18 protein-coding genes are annotated in these 15,358 nt (G+C 68.1%); 10 read left to right on the forward strand and 8 right to left on the reverse strand.

Going from position 1 to position 15,358, the window contains the following annotated elements; genetic code table 11:
* Positions 1-33 precede the first annotated feature (33 nt).
* The 5 genes from serA to LC068_RS11040 all read left to right on the forward strand — a co-directional run bounded on the left by serA (position 34) and on the right by LC068_RS11040 (position 7,160).
* The gene (serA, locus tag LC068_RS13935) at positions 34-1,923 is read left to right on the forward strand and encodes a phosphoglycerate dehydrogenase (protein ID WP_264182375.1); all 1,890 of its coding nucleotides are present in this window, start codon (positions 34-36) and stop codon (positions 1,921-1,923) included.
* A 90-nt stretch (positions 1,924-2,013) separates the two neighbouring features.
* Entirely contained in the window at positions 2,014-3,837 is a 1,824-nt protein-coding gene (locus LC068_RS11025) for an autotransporter domain-containing protein (protein WP_226637219.1), read from the forward strand.
* A gap of 218 nt (positions 3,838-4,055) precedes the next feature.
* Positions 4,056-4,679, forward strand: a complete 624-nt coding sequence (locus tag LC068_RS11030; protein ID WP_226637222.1) for a M23 family metallopeptidase — start codon at positions 4,056-4,058, stop codon at positions 4,677-4,679.
* 124 nt (positions 4,680-4,803) lie between these two features.
* Positions 4,804-5,769, forward strand: coding sequence for an ABC transporter ATP-binding protein (locus tag LC068_RS11035; protein ID WP_226637226.1), 966 nt, complete (start codon positions 4,804-4,806; stop codon positions 5,767-5,769).
* The gene (locus LC068_RS11040; protein WP_226637228.1) at positions 5,766-7,160 is read left to right on the forward strand and encodes an ABC transporter permease; all 1,395 of its coding nucleotides are present in this window, start codon (positions 5,766-5,768) and stop codon (positions 7,158-7,160) included. The genes LC068_RS11035 and LC068_RS11040 overlap by 4 nt, the downstream gene beginning before the upstream one ends.
* A 124-nt stretch (positions 7,161-7,284) precedes the next feature.
* Here LC068_RS11040 and rpsU read toward each other — a convergent pair whose 3' ends face one another.
* Positions 7,285-7,518 carry a 30S ribosomal protein S21 gene (rpsU, locus tag LC068_RS11045; RefSeq protein ID WP_209119882.1) on the reverse strand — a complete coding sequence of 78 codons (234 nt, stop codon included), beginning with the start codon at positions 7,516-7,518 and terminating at the stop codon, positions 7,285-7,287.
* A 204-nt stretch (positions 7,519-7,722) separates the two neighbouring features.
* Between rpsU and LC068_RS11050 the strand changes: the two genes are divergently transcribed.
* The gene (locus LC068_RS11050) at positions 7,723-8,385 is read left to right on the forward strand and encodes a COQ9 family protein (protein WP_226637229.1); all 663 of its coding nucleotides are present in this window, start codon (positions 7,723-7,725) and stop codon (positions 8,383-8,385) included.
* 9 nt (positions 8,386-8,394) lie between these two features.
* Here the strand turns inward: LC068_RS11050 and LC068_RS11055 are convergent, their stop codons facing one another.
* Together LC068_RS11055 and purE are read right to left on the reverse strand one after the other, a co-directional pair.
* On the reverse strand, positions 8,395-9,492 hold the full coding sequence (locus LC068_RS11055; RefSeq protein ID WP_226637230.1) for a 5-(carboxyamino)imidazole ribonucleotide synthase: 1,098 nt from the start codon (positions 9,490-9,492) through the stop codon (positions 8,395-8,397).
* Positions 9,492-10,016, reverse strand: coding sequence for a 5-(carboxyamino)imidazole ribonucleotide mutase (gene purE / locus LC068_RS11060; RefSeq protein ID WP_226637231.1), 525 nt, complete (start codon positions 10,014-10,016; stop codon positions 9,492-9,494). Before purE ends, LC068_RS11055 begins: the two co-directional genes overlap by 1 nt.
* A 156-nt stretch (positions 10,017-10,172) precedes the next feature.
* Between purE and LC068_RS11065 the strand changes: the two genes are divergently transcribed.
* A complete protein-coding gene (locus LC068_RS11065) occupies positions 10,173-10,751 on the forward strand; it encodes a GGDEF domain-containing protein (RefSeq protein WP_226637233.1) in 579 nt (192 codons plus the stop codon).
* A gap of 9 nt (positions 10,752-10,760) precedes the next feature.
* Here LC068_RS11065 and LC068_RS11070 read toward each other — a convergent pair whose 3' ends face one another.
* The 3 genes from LC068_RS11070 to LC068_RS11080 are packed head-to-tail and all read right to left on the reverse strand — an operon-like array spanning position 10,761 to position 12,098.
* A complete protein-coding gene (locus tag LC068_RS11070; RefSeq protein ID WP_209119848.1) occupies positions 10,761-10,982 on the reverse strand; it encodes a YdcH family protein in 222 nt (73 codons plus the stop codon).
* Between the two features lie 46 nt (positions 10,983-11,028).
* The gene (locus LC068_RS11075) at positions 11,029-11,499 is read right to left on the reverse strand and encodes a TIGR02444 family protein (protein ID WP_226637235.1); all 471 of its coding nucleotides are present in this window, start codon (positions 11,497-11,499) and stop codon (positions 11,029-11,031) included.
* The gene (locus LC068_RS11080) at positions 11,496-12,098 is read right to left on the reverse strand and encodes a UbiX family flavin prenyltransferase (RefSeq protein ID WP_226637237.1); all 603 of its coding nucleotides are present in this window, start codon (positions 12,096-12,098) and stop codon (positions 11,496-11,498) included. The genes LC068_RS11075 and LC068_RS11080 overlap by 4 nt, the downstream gene beginning before the upstream one ends.
* A 127-nt stretch (positions 12,099-12,225) precedes the next feature.
* Here LC068_RS11080 and LC068_RS11085 point away from each other — a divergent pair, with 127 nt between their 5' ends.
* Entirely contained in the window at positions 12,226-12,399 is a 174-nt protein-coding gene (locus LC068_RS11085; protein WP_209119845.1) for a YdcH family protein, read from the forward strand.
* Positions 12,400-12,474: 75 nt separating this feature from the next.
* Here the strand turns inward: LC068_RS11085 and LC068_RS11090 are convergent, their stop codons facing one another.
* Entirely contained in the window at positions 12,475-13,140 is a 666-nt protein-coding gene (locus tag LC068_RS11090) for a DUF1013 domain-containing protein (RefSeq protein ID WP_226637238.1), read from the reverse strand.
* A 214-nt stretch (positions 13,141-13,354) separates the two neighbouring features.
* On the opposite strand from LC068_RS11090, the gene LC068_RS11095 reads away from it, so the two are divergent.
* On the forward strand, positions 13,355-13,993 hold the full coding sequence (locus LC068_RS11095; protein WP_226637239.1) for a beta/gamma crystallin-related protein: 639 nt from the start codon (positions 13,355-13,357) through the stop codon (positions 13,991-13,993).
* On the opposite strand, the gene LC068_RS11100 is transcribed toward LC068_RS11095, so the two are convergent.
* The gene (locus LC068_RS11100) at positions 13,994-14,968 is read right to left on the reverse strand and encodes an NAD(P)H-quinone oxidoreductase (protein WP_226637240.1); all 975 of its coding nucleotides are present in this window, start codon (positions 14,966-14,968) and stop codon (positions 13,994-13,996) included.
* Between the two features lie 74 nt (positions 14,969-15,042).
* Between LC068_RS11100 and LC068_RS11105 the strand changes: the two genes are divergently transcribed.
* Positions 15,043-15,249, forward strand: a complete 207-nt coding sequence (locus LC068_RS11105; RefSeq protein WP_226637242.1) for a DUF1192 domain-containing protein — start codon at positions 15,043-15,045, stop codon at positions 15,247-15,249.
* Positions 15,250-15,358 lie beyond the last annotated feature (109 nt).

A 15,358-nucleotide genomic window follows, 5' to 3' on the forward strand; every position in this document is an offset into this window, starting at 1 on the left:
GCTGCACGTGCGAAGGTGGGCCAAGGTCGGCCCATGACCGCGCCGACCCTGATCTTCGACTTCGATTCGACCCTCGTCGCCTTCGAGACGCTGGAGGTGCTGGCCGAGCTGTCGCTGGCCGACGCCCCCGATGCGGCGGCGATCCGGGCCGAGATCGCGGCCCTGACGGATCAGGCGATGGCGGGATCGCTCGGCTTTGGCGAGGCGCTTGAGCGGCGGCTGGCCCTGTTGCCGTTGAAGCGCGAGCATGTGGAGGCCCTGGCGGAACGGGCCGTGGCGCGGCTGGCGCCGTCGGTCGCCCGCAACGTCGAGACCCTGCGGGGGCATGCGGATCACATCGTGATCGTGTCCGGGGGCTTTCGCGAGGTGATCGCGCCCGTGGCCCGGCATCTGGGCGTTCCGGACGAGCGGATCCTGGCCAATGACCTGATCTATGACGACACGGGCCGGGTGACCGGTGCCGACCGCACCAATCCCCTGTCCATGGATGGAGGCAAGGTCACGGCGATCGGGGCCCTGGACCTGTCGGGGCCGGTGGTCATGGTGGGCGACGGCTGGACGGATGCCGAGGTGCGGCTGGCGGGCCTGGCTGACCGGTTCCATGCCTTTTGCGAGGTGGTGCGCCGCCCGCGCGTGGTCGAGGCGGCCGACGCCGTCGCCGTATCGCTGGACGAGGTCCTGCACGCCGAAGCCCTGATCGGGCGCTGGTCCTATCCCCGCAGCCGCATTCGCGTGCTGTTGCTGGAAGCGGTTCATCCGGCGGCGGTGAAGGCGCTGGAAGATGCCGGATATTCGGTCGAATGCGAGAGCGGGGCGCTCGACGAGGATGCCCTGATCGAGCGGCTGAAGGGCGTTCATGTGCTGGGCCTGCGCTCCAAGACGGTGCTGAGCGAACGGGTCATCGAACGGGCGGACCGGCTGATGGCGGTCGGCGCCTTTTGCATCGGTACCAACCAGATCGATCTGGATGCGGCCAGCCGGCGCGGGATCGCCGTGTTCAACGCCCCCTATTCGAACACCCGTTCGGTGGTCGAGCTGGCCATCGGCGTGCTGATTGCCCTGATGCGAGGCGTGGTGGATCGCTCGACCGCCATGCATGAGGGCCGCTGGATCAAGAGCGCCAAGGGCTCGCGCGAGCTGCGCGGCAAGACGCTGGGCATCGTCGGCTATGGGGCGATCGGCTCGCAGCTGTCGGTGCTGGCCGAGGCGCTGGGCATGCGGGTGATCTATCACGACCTGTCCGAGCGGCTGGCGCTGGGCAATGCGCGGCCGGTGGACAGCCTCGACGCCCTGCTGGCCGAGGCCGACGCGGTCAGCCTGCATGTCGACGGGCGGGCGGGAAACCGGATGCTGATCGGGGCGGCGCAGCTGGCGCGCATGAAGCCGGGGGCGCTGCTGCTCAACCTGTCTCGTGGGCATGTGGTGGACGTGGATGCGCTGGCGGCGGCGCTGTCGGACGGGCGGCTGGGCGGCGCGGCCGTGGATGTCTTTCCCGAAGAGCCGCGCACCAATCAGGATCCGTTCGACAGCCCCCTGCGCGGGCTGGCCAATGTCATCCTGACCCCGCATGTCGGCGGGTCGACCGAGGAGGCGCAGGAGGCCATCGGCGCCTTCGCGGCCTCACGCCTGCTGGGCTATCTGAACCGGGGGGACACGACCTTCTGCGTCAACCTGCCGAATGTGCAGCTGTCGGATGTGCAGGGGGCCCACCGGCTGCTGCACATCCACCAAAACCAGCCGGGGGTGCTGGCCGCTCTCAACCAGGCGCTCTCGGACGCGGGGCTGAACATTCTGGGCCAGCATCTGAAGACCGACGGTCGCACCGGCTATGTCATCACGGACGTGGATCGTGACTATCAGGCGGGGGCCCTGGAGGTGCTGAAGGGTGTGCCCGGAACGCTGCGGTTCCGGACCTTGTACTGAGAGTTGACCCAACGGCATCTTGCACAGCGCCTGCGGGCGCGCGCACTATGTCCCCCAACGGTCGGGCTTCACGACCGAGGGAGGATCAACATGTCTCGTTTCATGCGTAATGCCGCAGCTGCGGCCCTGACTCTGGCCGCCGGCGTCGCCCTTGCGGGGACCGCCAGTGCCCAGAGCTATAGCCGTCTGGTCGTGTTCGGGGACAGCCTGAGCGACAACGGCAACCTGTTCCTGTTCACCGGCGGCACCCAGCCGCCCGCGCCCTTCTACTATCAGGGCCGGTTCTCGACGGGGCCGGTGTTCGTGGAACTGCTGGGCTTCAACCTGGGCCGGTTCGCGGCCGGGGACTCGAACGCCGGCAGCATCAACTATGCCTTCGGCGGTGCCCGCACGGATCTGGCCGGAGCGCCTCCCGGAATGCGGACCCAGCTGAACGCCTATCTCGGCGGCGGCGGCACCTTTGGCCCGAATGATCTGGTCAGCGTGCTGGGCGGCGCCAACAACATCTTCCAGGGCCTGCCCGCCGCCGGGGCCTCGAGCAATCCGGCCGGAGCCATCCAGGTCGTGTCGCTGGCCGCAGCCGCCGACATCAACCTGATCGTGAACAATGTGGCCACGGCCGGAGCCGGCACCATCCTGGTCACCAATCTGCCCAAGCTGAGCCTGACGCCGCAGTTCGCCAACTCGCCGGCCGCGCCGCTGGCCGACTATGCGGTAACGACGTTCAACGGCGCCCTGCTGAGCGGTCTGAACACCGTGGCGGCCAACCAGCCCGGCTCCAACATCATCCTGATGGACCTGTTCAAGATCGGTGACACCATCGCCGGCAATCCGACGGCCTTCGGCGTGACCAATGTCACGGACCCCTGCTTCAACCAGGTCGCCCTGACCCTGTGCTCGAACCCGGATGATTATTTCTATCTGGACGGTGTGCACCCGACGGCGGCCGGTCACCGGGCCATTGCCAGCCTGGCCAACGACTATCTGTACTATGGTGACCGCGGTGCCGCGACGGCCCACCAGGGCGAAGTGTCGATGCGCCAGCGCGAGGACTCGCTGGATATGGGCTCCGAGGCCCTGTCCGGCTGGGCCGCCTGGGAGCCGGGTCACACCAGCCTGGACGTCAGCCTGATGGGCGACCGGACGGACGTGGACGCGCGCGGGATCGTGCCGGAAGCCGAGGTCGAGGGCCAGGGCATCCGCCTGGCGCTGGAACACAGCATGTCCGCATCGTGGAAGATGGGCGTGGCCGGCAGCTATCGGGAGGCCGAGACCATCGCCGGGCCGACCCGCTTCGACAGCGAGAATTTCTCGTTCGACGCCTTCCTCGGCTGGCGGTCGGGCCCGATGTTCGCGAACGTCACGGCCGGCGCCTCGCGCGACACCTATGACGACATCCAGCGCGCCACGGGCGTGGGCCCCGTCGTCCATACCGGCGAGACCGAGGGCTACAGCCGCGGTGTCCGGGTGCAGGGCGGAACCTGGTTCGACATGGGCGGCATCGCCCTGTCGCCGCGCGTTGCGCTGACCTGGGCCTCCACCGACGTGGACGGCTATATCGAAAACGGTGTGGCCGCCCAGTACGCCTATGAGGACCGCACGGTCGAAGGTCTGACCGGCGAGGTCAGCCTGCGCGCCGAGGGCGGCATCGAGGGCGTGACCTTCTATGTCGAAGGTGGCTATCGCGACAGCCTGGATGACAGCTCCGACCCGGTCGGCACCGGCATTGCCGGCAGCCCGTCGCAGGTGCTGTACCGCGAGGTCGAGGACGCCATGGGTGGCCAGATGCTGGCCCAGGTGGGTGCCGAGGTCGACTGGGGCCCCGCCCGCGTCGGTCTGGGGCTGAAGGGACGCTTCGGCGACAATGCCGACAGCTTCGTCGGTGGCATCACCCTGCGCATGCCGCTGCAGTAGCCTCCAGCTATACTGCTGAATGAAGGAGGGCGGGGCCGCAGGGCTCCGCCCTTTTTCATGCCGAAAGGTTCCCGGGGTGCGACGGTCTGCCACGCCGGGTGCCTCATTCTCGTCGAAGGCGACCTTCAGAACGCGCCCTCATCGATTGAGACCGGTGCCTGTCCCACGGGGACCCGCCGCTCCTCCTGCCGCACGTTCCAGAACGGAGACGCCGCCAGATGCGACGCCTTGACGCCCGACTGCGTACCCTCGCCACCCAATCCGGCCAGTCCCTGGGACTGGTCGCCATGGCCGTGATGGCCATGGCCGCCGCCCCCATCGCCCTGCCCACCGGTGATCCTGCCGCTATGGAAGACGAAGGGCCGGTCGCCCCACCCGTCGTGGCCGTGGCGGAGCCCGCAGGCCCTGTGACCCGGGAAATCCGCTTCGAGATGCCGCTCAAGGGCTATGCCATCAACTCGCGCTTCGGCATGCGGCGTCTCGGCGGAGAGGGTGCTGCCCGTCCGCACAACGGCGTGGATATGGCGGCCCCGACGGGCACGGGCGTGTTCGCCTCGGCCGAGGGCGTCGTAGTGCGCACCGGCTATCAGCCCGAGGGCTACGGTCGCTTCGTCGAGGTCGCCCACCCGAACGGCATGACCACCAAATATGCGCACATGAGCCGCGTGGACGTGGCGACCGGCATGGCTGTGGCCGGCGGCGATCGCCTGGGCCTGGTGGGTTCGACCGGCTATTCGACCGGGCCGCACCTGCATTTCGAAGTGCGCCGCGGCGGTTCGCCGATCAATCCGGCCCGCGTGCTGGAGCGCAGCTTTGACGTGGTGGTGATCGAGGGCTCCTGAGCCCCGACCTGTCTTCATGACAAGGAATTCATGAAAACCCGACCGGATACGGCCCGGCTCAGGTTGTCAAAGACCCTTTACATATCCTAGGAGTCCCCCTGTCGAGTTTTTAAAGGGGGGCGCTATGGACGCCGCACTCAGCCTGAATGGCATCAGCAAACGCTATGGCGGGTTCCAGGCGGTCAAGGATCTGAGCTTCTCGGTTCCGAAGGGGAGCATCTGTGGCTTCCTGGGGCCGAACGGGGCGGGCAAGACGTCCACCCTGCGCATGATCCTGGGCCTGCAGCCGCAGACCTCGGGCACGCTGGAAATCCTTGGGGCGTCCGATGGACGGCAGGTGCGCAACCGCATCGGCTTCCTCCCGGAAGAGCGCGGCCTCTACAAGAAGATGACCCCGGTCGATGCGATCGCCTTCTTCGGCGCCCTGAAGGGCCTGCCGTCCGGCGAGGGGCGCAAGCGTGCCCGCATCATGCTGAAAGAGCAGGGGCTGGAGCACGCCCAGGCCAAGAAGATGAAGGAGCTGTCCAAGGGCATGGCCCAGAAGGTGCAGCTGATCGCCTCGGTGGTGCACAAGCCCGAGTTCGTGATCCTCGATGAGCCCTTCTCGGGCCTGGATCCGATGAACCAGCAGGGTCTGGAAGAGATGATCCGCGGGCTGGCCGCCGATGGCGCCACCGTGCTGTTCTCGACCCACGTCATGCAGCACGCCGAACGCCTGTGCGACAAGGTGGTGCTGCTGGCCCGGGGCCAGAAGGCCTTTGAGGGCACGGTCGACGAGGCGCGCAGCCAGACGCTGCGGCACCTGTCGCTGGAAGGGGACATCGCAGCCGAGGCGGTCCGGGCCCTGCCGGGCGTCGCCTCGGTCGAGACGGTCCGTCAGGATGGCGAGGTCAAGACGCTCAAGGCCCAGCTGAACGCTGGCGCCCGGGGGCAGGAGACGCTCAAGGCGGCCTTCTTGGGCGGTCTGGACGTGCGCAGCTTCGAACTGCGCGAACCGACCCTGCACGACGCCTTCATCCACCTGACGGGGGTCGACCCCAATCAGGACCAGACCGTCAAACGGGCCGAGACGATGGAGGCCGCCCGATGAACCGCATTCTGTTGATCGCTCGGCGCGAATTCGCCGCCTACGCCATGACCGTCGGCTTCTGGCTGTCACTGCTGGCTTTGCCGATGTTTGCCTTGCTGGGCGTGGCCATGCCCATGCTTATGAAGAGCAGTGAGCCGGTGCGAGAGGTCGTGCTGCTTGAGGACGGACCCCAGGCATCCGGTCTTGCGGCGGCTGTCCGCGAGGCACTCGCGACGGATGTCGAGCGTCAGGCCGAGATCGCCCGCGAGGCTGCAGAGAAGGCCGGAGAATTCGCAGGTGCGGGCATGGGCGCCGAGGCGGCCGCCGGCGCTGCATCTAGCGTGGCCAGACCGAAACTGAATCTGGTCGAGGCCCCGGATGATCTGGCCGACACCGTCACTGCAGAAGAGCGCGAGGCGCGCATCCGCTACTATCTGGGCGACGAGGTCGAGAAGGCGCAACAGCTCGATGCCGTCGTCATCCTGACCCGCAATGAGGAGGGGCGACCGACCGCGCGGGTATGGTCCCGCCGGGCGACGGACAACACGGTGCGCAACTTTGTTCGCGACGCCATGAAGGACGCCAATCGGGCCGAGGTCTTCGGCGAAGCGGGGATCGATCCGGCCATCGTTCGGGAAACCGGCGCCTATGATCCCAAGGTGGTGGTACTGTCACCCAGTGCCGCCAGCGGCGGAGAGGTGTCCTTCCGCGACAAGCTGCCAGGGATCATCGGCTTCGGCTCGGCCTTCCTGCTGTGGTCGCTGATCATCACCGGCGCCTCGATCCTGCTGAACAGCGTGATGGAAGAGAAGTCGAACAAGATCCTCGAGGTGCTGATGTCCTCGGCCTCGGCGACCGAAATCCTGACCGGCAAGGTGCTGGGCGTGGCCATGCTGACCGCGACCGTGCTGTTGGCGTGGGGCGGGATCGGGGCGGCGGGCCTGCTGAACTTCGCGCCCGAGCAGGCCATGAATGTGGGGCAGATCCTGCTGACCGACGGCATGCTGCTCTATTTCGCGGCCTACGCCATCGGCGGCTATCTGATGTATGCGGTACTGTTTGCCGCCATCGGCGCCTTCTGCGAGACGCCGCGCGACGCCCAGACGCTGATGGGGCCGATCATGATGGTGCTGGTCGTGCCGATCATCGTGGTGCAGATGGCGCTTCAGACCCCCGACGCCCCGCTGGTCAAGATCCTGTCCTGGGTGCCGTTCTTCACGCCCTTCCTGATGGCGGCCCGGGCCCACTCCGACCCGCCCATGATCGAGATCGTGGGCACGATGGTGGGCATGTTCGCCATGGCCCTGTTCATGGTCTGGGTCGCGGGGCGGGCCTTCCGCGCCGGCGCCCTGTCGGACGTGAAGCTGAGCTGGAAGAGCTTCCTCGGCGCCGTCCGGGGTGGGGGACGGTAGGGACCCTGCGTCACCTCCCCGTCAGCGACGGGGAGGGGGACCCGCCCGCAGCAACTCGCGCACAGCAAAAGGCCGCCCCGGTTTCCCGGGGCGGCCTTGAAGCATTTCAGCCTTGTCGCGGGGTTTAGCGGCCGCGCGGCTTGGGCATCGGCAGCAGGCCTTCGCGCTGGGCGCGCTTGCGGGCCAGCTTGCGGGCGCGACGGACGGCCTCGGCCTTTTGACGGGCGCGCTTTTCCGACGGCTTTTCGTAGTGCACGTGGCGCTTCATTTCACGGAAGCTGCCTTCGCGCTGCATCTTCTTCTTCAGGGCCTTGAGCGCCTGATCGACGTTGTTGTCGCGGACGAAAATCTGAACCAGGGGTCTCTCTCCTTTGACTGCCCGCCGCGTCCTTTCTGAAGGGAGACGGGCAGACAAAAACACGGTTTCCCGCAAACCGAGGGCTTCCGGGTGAAGGCGAGCCGGATACACGAACCCGCCCCCCCTGTCCAGTTCGGTGTCGCAGATCGTCGCGGCCTGTTGCGGGGGCTCGTCAGTCTGATGTGGCAGGCCTATCATGCCGCCATGTCTTCCGTCGACGATGCCGATCTGTGGGCCCGGGAAACCGAACAGGCCGTGCTGGACCAGGCCGTGCTGCTTGCGCCACGACTGGGCTGGAGCCCGGCCATGGTGCGCGCCGCCGCACAGGCTGCGGGCCTGTCGCAGGGGGACCAGGACCTGCTGCTGCCGCACGGGCCGCGCGACCTGGCGGCCCTGCTGTCGCGCCGTCACGACGACCGGGCCTTTGCCGCCCTGGCCGAGGTCGATCCCGCCTCGCTCAAGATTCGCGAACGCATTGCCCGGGGCATTTCGGCGCGGATGGAAGCCGGGGCCGAAGACCTTGAGGCCTGTCGCAAATGCGCGGGCTTTCTGGCCCTGCCGTCCAACAGCGATCTGGGTCTGAAGCTGGCGTGGGAGACGGCCGACCGGCTGTGGGTCTGGGCCGGGGACACGGCCACGGACTGGAACCACTATTCGAAGCGCACCATCCTGTCCGGCATCCTGATTCCCGCCCTGACGATGCGCTGGTTCGACGGTCGCGACACGGCCGAGGCATTTGTCGCCGACCGCATCGAGAACGTCATGGCCTTCGAGAAGTGGAAGGCCGGCAAGGACTTTGACGCCCCGCTGCGCAAGGTCACCGAAGTGCTCAGCCGGATGCGATACGGGCCGAAGGCCGAGGCCTAGAGCAGGGGCCTAGAGCGGGCGCACGCGGTTGACGTGGGCCATCTTGCGGCCGGGGCGGGCCTCGCCCTTGCCATAGAGGTGCAGCCGCATGTCGGACTTGCCAGCCAGCTTTTCCCACTGGTCGATGTCGTCGCCCAGCAGATTGGTCATTTCGACGTGGGCGTGGGCATTGGTGGGGCCCAGCGGCCAGCCGGTGATGGCGCGGATGTGCTGTTCGAACTGGTCGCAGACGCAGCCGTCCTGGGTCCAGTGGCCGGTGTTGTGGACGCGGGGGGCGATCTCGTTGACCAGCAGGCGGCTTTCGCCGAGGTCGAACAGCTCGATGCCCAGCACGCCGACATAGTCCAGCTGTTCCAGTACCGCGCGGGCGATGGCGCGGGCCCGGCGCTCGGTCTTTGACTCGACCTCGGCGGGAGCAACGGTGGTCTTGAGGATGCCGTCCCTGTGAGTGTTCCAGCCCAGCGGATAGACGGCGGTCTTTCCGTCCCAGCCGCGGGCGCAGATGATCGACAGCTCGCGCACGAAGGTGGCCTTGGCCTCCAGCACGGCGGGCCGTTCGCCGATGGCACGCCAGGCGCCGGCGGCCTGTTTCGCGGATTTGATCCAGACCTGGCCCTTGCCGTCATAGCCCTCGCGCCGGGTCTTGAGCAGGGCGGGCAGGGGGATGACCTTCAGGGCTGTCTCGAGCGAGGCCAGGTCATCGACCATGGCGAATTCGACAGTGGGAACGCCGGCCTCGTTGAGGAAGGTCTTCTCGAGGATCCGGTCCTGGGCGACGGCCAGGGCGCGCGGGCCGGGGGCAACGCGCACGCCGGTTTCGGCCAGCAGCTCGACCGAGCGGGCGGGGACGTTCTCGAACTCGAAGGTGACGACGTCACAGACCCGGCCGAACACATTGAGGGCCGTCGGATCGTCATAGGCGGCGACGATCTGGCCGCGCGAGACGCGCCCGGCGGGGCTGTTTTCCTCGGGGTCGAGGATGACGACATCGAAGCCGAGGCTGGAGGCGGCCTGGGACAGCATCCGCCCAAGCTGGCCGCCGCCAAGAATGCCGACGGTCGAACCGGGGGGCAGGGCGGAGGGAAGCGGGGCGGGATCGGCGCTCATCAGTCCTCGACGGTATCGGGTACGGATTCGGTCTGGGCCTCGCGGAAGGCGTCCAGCCGCCCGGCCAGCACGGGGTCGTTCAGCGACAGTATCTGGGCGGCGAGGATGCCGGCATTCTTCGCACCGGCCTCGCCGATGGCCAGGGTGCCGACCGGGATGCCGCCGGGCATCTGGACGATCGACAGCAGGGAATCGAGGCCGCTGAGGGCCTTGGACTGCACCGGCACGCCCAGCACGGGCAGGGAGGTCATGGAGGCGACCATGCCGGGCAGGTGGGCGGCGCCGCCGGCCCCGGCGATAATGACCTTGATGCCCTTGTCGCGGGCCTCGCGGGCGAAGGCGACCATGCGGTCCGGCGTGCGGTGGGCCGAGACGACCCGGGCCGACCAGGCCACGCCCAGACGGTCGAGGCTGTCGGTGGCGGCCTTCATGGTGGGCCAGTCCGAGCGGCTGCCCATGATGACGGCGACCGGCGCCGTGTCATCGCCGGAGGGCGGTGTCGGTTCCACGGAGGACGGGGCCATGGGTGTCCCTCGAAGGCGCGCCCGTGCGGGCGGGAAGGGGCCGGTTACAGCACCCGCGTTGCGCCTGCAACCAAGCACGGTAGCATCAGGGCGGGCGAGAGCGCCTGAGTCGGGCCGTCGGGGCCCGTCGACTGACTGTGGAGCCCTGCCGTTTCCGTGTCCCAGACCGCCGTCCCCGTTGCCGATCCCGAAGCCCTGGAGGCCGAACTGCAACGGCTGCGGGCCGAGGTGGAGGCCCTGCGCGCGCGCGCCGAGGCGGCCGAGGCGGCGGCGGACCACGATGTCCTGACCCCGGCGCTGAACCGGCGCGGCTTCGTCACGGCGCTCCACCGGGCCATGGCCTATTGCAAGCGGCATCAGGTGCCCGCCGTGCTGCTCTATCTGGACCTGGACGGCTTCAAGGGAGTCAATGACACCCACGGCCACGCAGCGGGCGACGCGGCCCTGGTCCGCGTGGCCGAGCTGATGCGCGACAATCTGCGGGAATCGGATGCGGTCGGCCGGCTGGGCGGGGACGAGTTCGGCCTGTTGCTGATGAATGCCGGGGTCGAGGAGGGCCGGGACAAGGCCGCCCGCCTGTCAGAGACGCTCAGGACCGAGGGGTTCGTCCATGAGGGCCGACGCATTCCGCTGGGCGGATCGTTCGGAGTCCGGGCCTGGAACGGTCAGGCCGATGTCGAGACCTGGCTCGCCGAGGCGGACGCCGCCATGTGGCTGAGGAAGCCGGGGCGCTGACGCCGGACGTCAGGCGATGATGTCGGGAAGGATGCGGTCCTCGATCTTCACGATCTCGTCGCGGAGGGCCAGTTTTTTTCGCTTCAGGCGGGCGATGCGGAGTTGGTCCGGGACGGCGGTTTCGGACAGGGCCTCGATGGCCGCATCCAGATCAGCGTGCTCCTGACGCAGGCCCTTCAGACGGATGTGGAGGGCCAGTTCCTCTTCCGTAAGACTCGCGTCGTCGTTCATCGCTGCCGATTACCCCTGAAGTCGCGGTTATATACCCGAGCCGGGCTCAGGCCGAAAGACACGCGGCGAGACGGGTCAGCTCATTTCGCGGCGTAACCGGCGACCAGGCGCGGGCGACGGCGACCAGGGCGGTCAGGCTGTCGGAGCCGGCGCCCGCCTCACGCGGCAGATGCTCCAGCGCCTGCATCAGATGGTGTTCAGCGCGGCGCTCCAGCTCGATGGTCTTCTGGCGCATGTCCAGACGGGCGCCGGGCTCCAGATCCGGGTGGGGCGACTTCAGGCGGCGGCGCAGGGCGCGCAGGGGCTCCACCGTCGTCTCGTCCCAGGCGCGGGCGATGTCGCAGGCGGCCTCCACGGTCTCGCCCGAGGCAGCCTCGCCCCGCGCCGCCAGCCAGGTTGCCCAGAGCAGCAGGGGCACATTCTGTCCGTGCCGGTCCTGCAGCTCGAGACAGGCGTCGGACACGCCCTCACGGCCATACGCCTCGAGCGCCCAGTCCCAGAAGGCGGGGGCGCTCACGCCGACGCTCCGCCGGTCAGGCCGCTCCAGCGGCGCACCGGGGTCCAGTCGAGGTCGAACAGGTCCAGCACCCGGCCGACGCTCTGGTCGATCATCTGCTCCAGACTGTCGGGGCGGGCATAGAGGGCGGGCAGGGGCGGGGCGATGATGGCGCCCATCTCGGACAGGGCGGTCAGGGTGCGCAGATGGCCGAGGTGCAGCGGGGTCTCGCGCACCATCAGGACCAGACGCCGGCGCTCCTTGAGCGTGACGTCGGCGGCGCGGGTCAGCAGGGTCGAGGTGATGCCGGTGGCGATCTCTCCGGCGCTGCGGATCGAGCAGGGGGCGATCACCATGCCGCGCGTGCGGAACGAGCCCGAGGCGATCGAGGCGCCGACGTCACCGACCTTGTGCACCACATCGGCGCGGTCGGTCAGGTCCTGGGGCGAGAGGTCGGTTTCCTGCGACAGGGTCAGCAGGGCGGCGCGCGAGACGACGAGGTGCGACGAAACGCCCAGGTCGCGCAGGGCGTCCAGCATGCGCACGCCGTAGATTACGCCCGACGCGCCGCTGATGCCGACGATCAGGGGTCTTTGGTCCGTTTGTACGGCAGCGTTCACAACTTTGACCCTTTTGCCGGAGAGGCTGATCAGGCCCGGCGGCGGCCGGAATCACCGAAACGTGATTCCACACGGTCGTCGGACGGGCGCTCAATCTACTGGTCCCTTAGACAAGGAGGCGCAAGCCATGACCATCGAGGCGCGTATTCGCGAACTGGGAAACCGTCACCGCAATCTGGATGCCGCGATCCAGAAGGAAACGACCCACCCGGCCACCGATCCGCTGTACCTCAAGTCTTTGAAGCTGCGAAAACTCAGGCTCAAGGAGCAGATTGCCGGGCTTGAGCGACAGAGCGGCTAGCCAGACGCCACCCAGAAATGACGACGGCCCCGGAGATACTCCGGGGCCGTTTCTGTTTGGGCGTTGAACGCGGCGTCAGTCGTTCGAGCCGAACACGGACTCGGCCGTGTGATGGTCGCGGCGCTCGGCGGCTTCCGGCTCGAACTCGGCCTCGGCGGCCGGCTCGGCGTCGGCCGACTGCAGGGTCGCGCCGCCCTTCCTGGCGTCCTCGCGGGCCTTCTTCTCGGCCGCCTTCTTGATCACCTCGTCGAGGGCGATCTGGCCGACCAGGCCCAGGGTTACGGGGTCGACCGGCTTGATGTTGGCGCTGTTCCAGTGGGTGCGGTTGCGCACCGTCTCGATTGTGGCCTTGGTCGTGCCGAGCAGTTTGGCGATCTGGGCGTCGGCCACCTCGGGGTGGTTCTTGACGAACCACATGATGGCGTCGGGGCGATCCTGACGGCGCGAGACGGGGGTGTAGCGCGGCGGAGCCTTGGCGGGCTTGAGCAGTTCGGCGTGGCGGCTGACCACGGCCTTCATGCGGTAGCTGGAGTCGGACTGGGCCTTGTCCAGTTCGTCGCGGGTCAGCTGGCCGTTGACCAGCGGGTCGGCGCCGCGGATGTCGCGCGCCACGTCGCCGTCGGCGATGCCGCGAACCTCGAGCGGGTGCAGGCCGCAGAAGTCGGCGATCTGCTCGAAGGTCAGCGAGGAATTGTCCACCAGCCAGACCGCAGTGGCCTTGGGCATGAGAATGTCGGTCATGACGTCGTTCCGGTTCAGGAGGGCTCCGGAAGGCGGAGCCGGAAACAGCGGCGCCCGACCTTTCGGCCGGGCGCGGAGAGTTTCCGTATAGGCCCATTCGCCTGAAAAGAAAACGCCATATGGCGAGGTCATACAGCCAAGGTTCATCTGCGACAGTGAACAGTGAGGCTCATGGAGGCGTTTGGGCCTCGGGACCTTTGGTGGAGGAAAGACGATGTTGAATTTGGCAGGCATGGCCGCCGTATCGGCCCTGGTCATGGGCGGCAGCGCCCCGGTGATGGATCATCAGGATCCGCAGCGGGCGCCGGGCAACTATCAGGATCCGCAGCGGGTCGCCCCCCGTGGCAGCTATTCGCGCACCTGTAGCGGCGACTATGTGAACCAAGGCCGGCTGTACGCCGACTGCCGTGACGAGCGCGGCCGGATTCGCGGCACCTCGATCGAACTGAACCGCTGCGGCCCCTATGACATCGCCAATGACAACGGACGTCTGGTCTGCGGCCCGGTCCGCGGGGACTTTGAAGACAGGCGCAACGACAATGGCGGCGGCTGGGGTGGTGGCAACGGCGGCTGGGGCAACCGGGCCGAGATCACTGTCTATCGGGACGCCCGCTTCCGTGGGGCCTCGACGACCTTCACGGGCGAAATCCCGAACCTGGATCGCACGGGCTTCAACGACCAGATCAGCTCCATGCGCTTCCGCGGCGAGTGGGAGGTCTGCTCGGACGCCTATTTCCGGGGCAACTGCCAGCGCTTCAACGGCGATGTCAGCAATCTGGACCGCTGGGGCCTGAACGATCGCATCTCGTCGCTGCGGCCCGTGGGCCGGGGTGGCCGGGGCGACCGCTGGTAATCAGCCGGTCACCAGAACGATCTTGCCGATGTGCTCGCCCGCTTCCAGCCGGAGGTGGGCGAGACCGGCATCCTTCAGCGGGAAGGTCGCCTCGATCGGCGGCCGCACCTGGCCCGCCTCAACCCAGGGCCAGGCGATGCGTCGGACCTCGGCCATCAGCCTGGCCTTTTCGTCGGCACTGCGGGACCGGAGGGTCGACCCGGTCAGCACGATCCGCTTCAGCATCATCCGCATCAGGTCGATTTCGGCCCGCGCGCCGCTGAGGGTGGCGATCACGCACCAGCGCCCGCCGGGCTTGAGCACCGCCTGATTGAGGGCGGCATAGTCGGCGCCCACCATATCCAGAATGACGTCGGCCCCTCCGGCCTCGCGAACGGCGGCCTCCAGATCGTCCGAGCCGGCATCGAGGCTTAGGTCCGCGCCCAGATCGCGCGCCGCCCGGGCCTTGGCCTCGCCGCGCGAGGTGGCGATGACGCGGGCGCCGGCCGCCTTGGCCATCTGGATGGCGGTGACGCCGATGCCGCTGGTCGCGCCGTGGATCAGGAAGGTCTCTCCGGCCTTCAACCGGCCGTCCTCGAACACATTGGTGAAGACGGTCGAAAGGGTCTCGGGCAGGGCGGCGGCCTGAACGAGCTCCATGTTGTCGGGAACGGGGAAAAGGTGCCGGGCGTCAACGAGCGCCTGTTCGGCATAGCCGCCCCCGCCAAGCAGGGCGCACACCCGGTCGCCAACGGACCAGCCGCTCACGCCCTCGCCCAGCCGGTCGATCTCGCCTGCAATCTCGAGGCCCAGGGTCTCCGGAGCACCGGGCGGCGGGGGATAGAGGCCCTGACGCTGCAACAGGTCGGGGCGGTTGATCCCGGCAGCCCGCACCCGGATGCGGACCTGGCCGACGGCCGGTTCGAGGTCCGGCACCTCGACCAGCGTGAGCGCCGTCGCGGGACCTGTGCCGCCCTCGATGGTGATCTGTTTCATGGGGCCGCCCTTGCAATCATCCGTGTCCGGGCGTTCAGATAGGCCCCTGAGACGCGTGAACCAAGGAGGCGGACATGTTGATCGACGACGCCGAACCGCGGCCGCAGCGGGGGGATCTGGTGGCCCGGCTGGCCCGCGAGGACCTGGATCTCTATTCCGTCGAGGAATGTGAGCAGCGGATCGTCGAGCTGGAATCCGAGATCGAACGGGTGCGAACCGCCATGAAGGGCAAGACGGCGCGCAAGTCCGCCGCCGATGCGCTCTTCAACTTCGGCTCGTAACGGCACGGCGGGCGTGGCATGACCGTTGCAGGCAACCGGGAGGCCGGGCTTTACGCGTGGCAAACGGGTATAGCTGCAGGTACTGAGTGTTGATGACCGAAGAGACGTC

This window comes from Brevundimonas poindexterae (genome assembly GCF_020524625.1).
In the GTDB taxonomy this organism is placed as follows: Bacteria; Pseudomonadota; Alphaproteobacteria; order Caulobacterales; family Caulobacteraceae; genus Brevundimonas; species Brevundimonas poindexterae_A.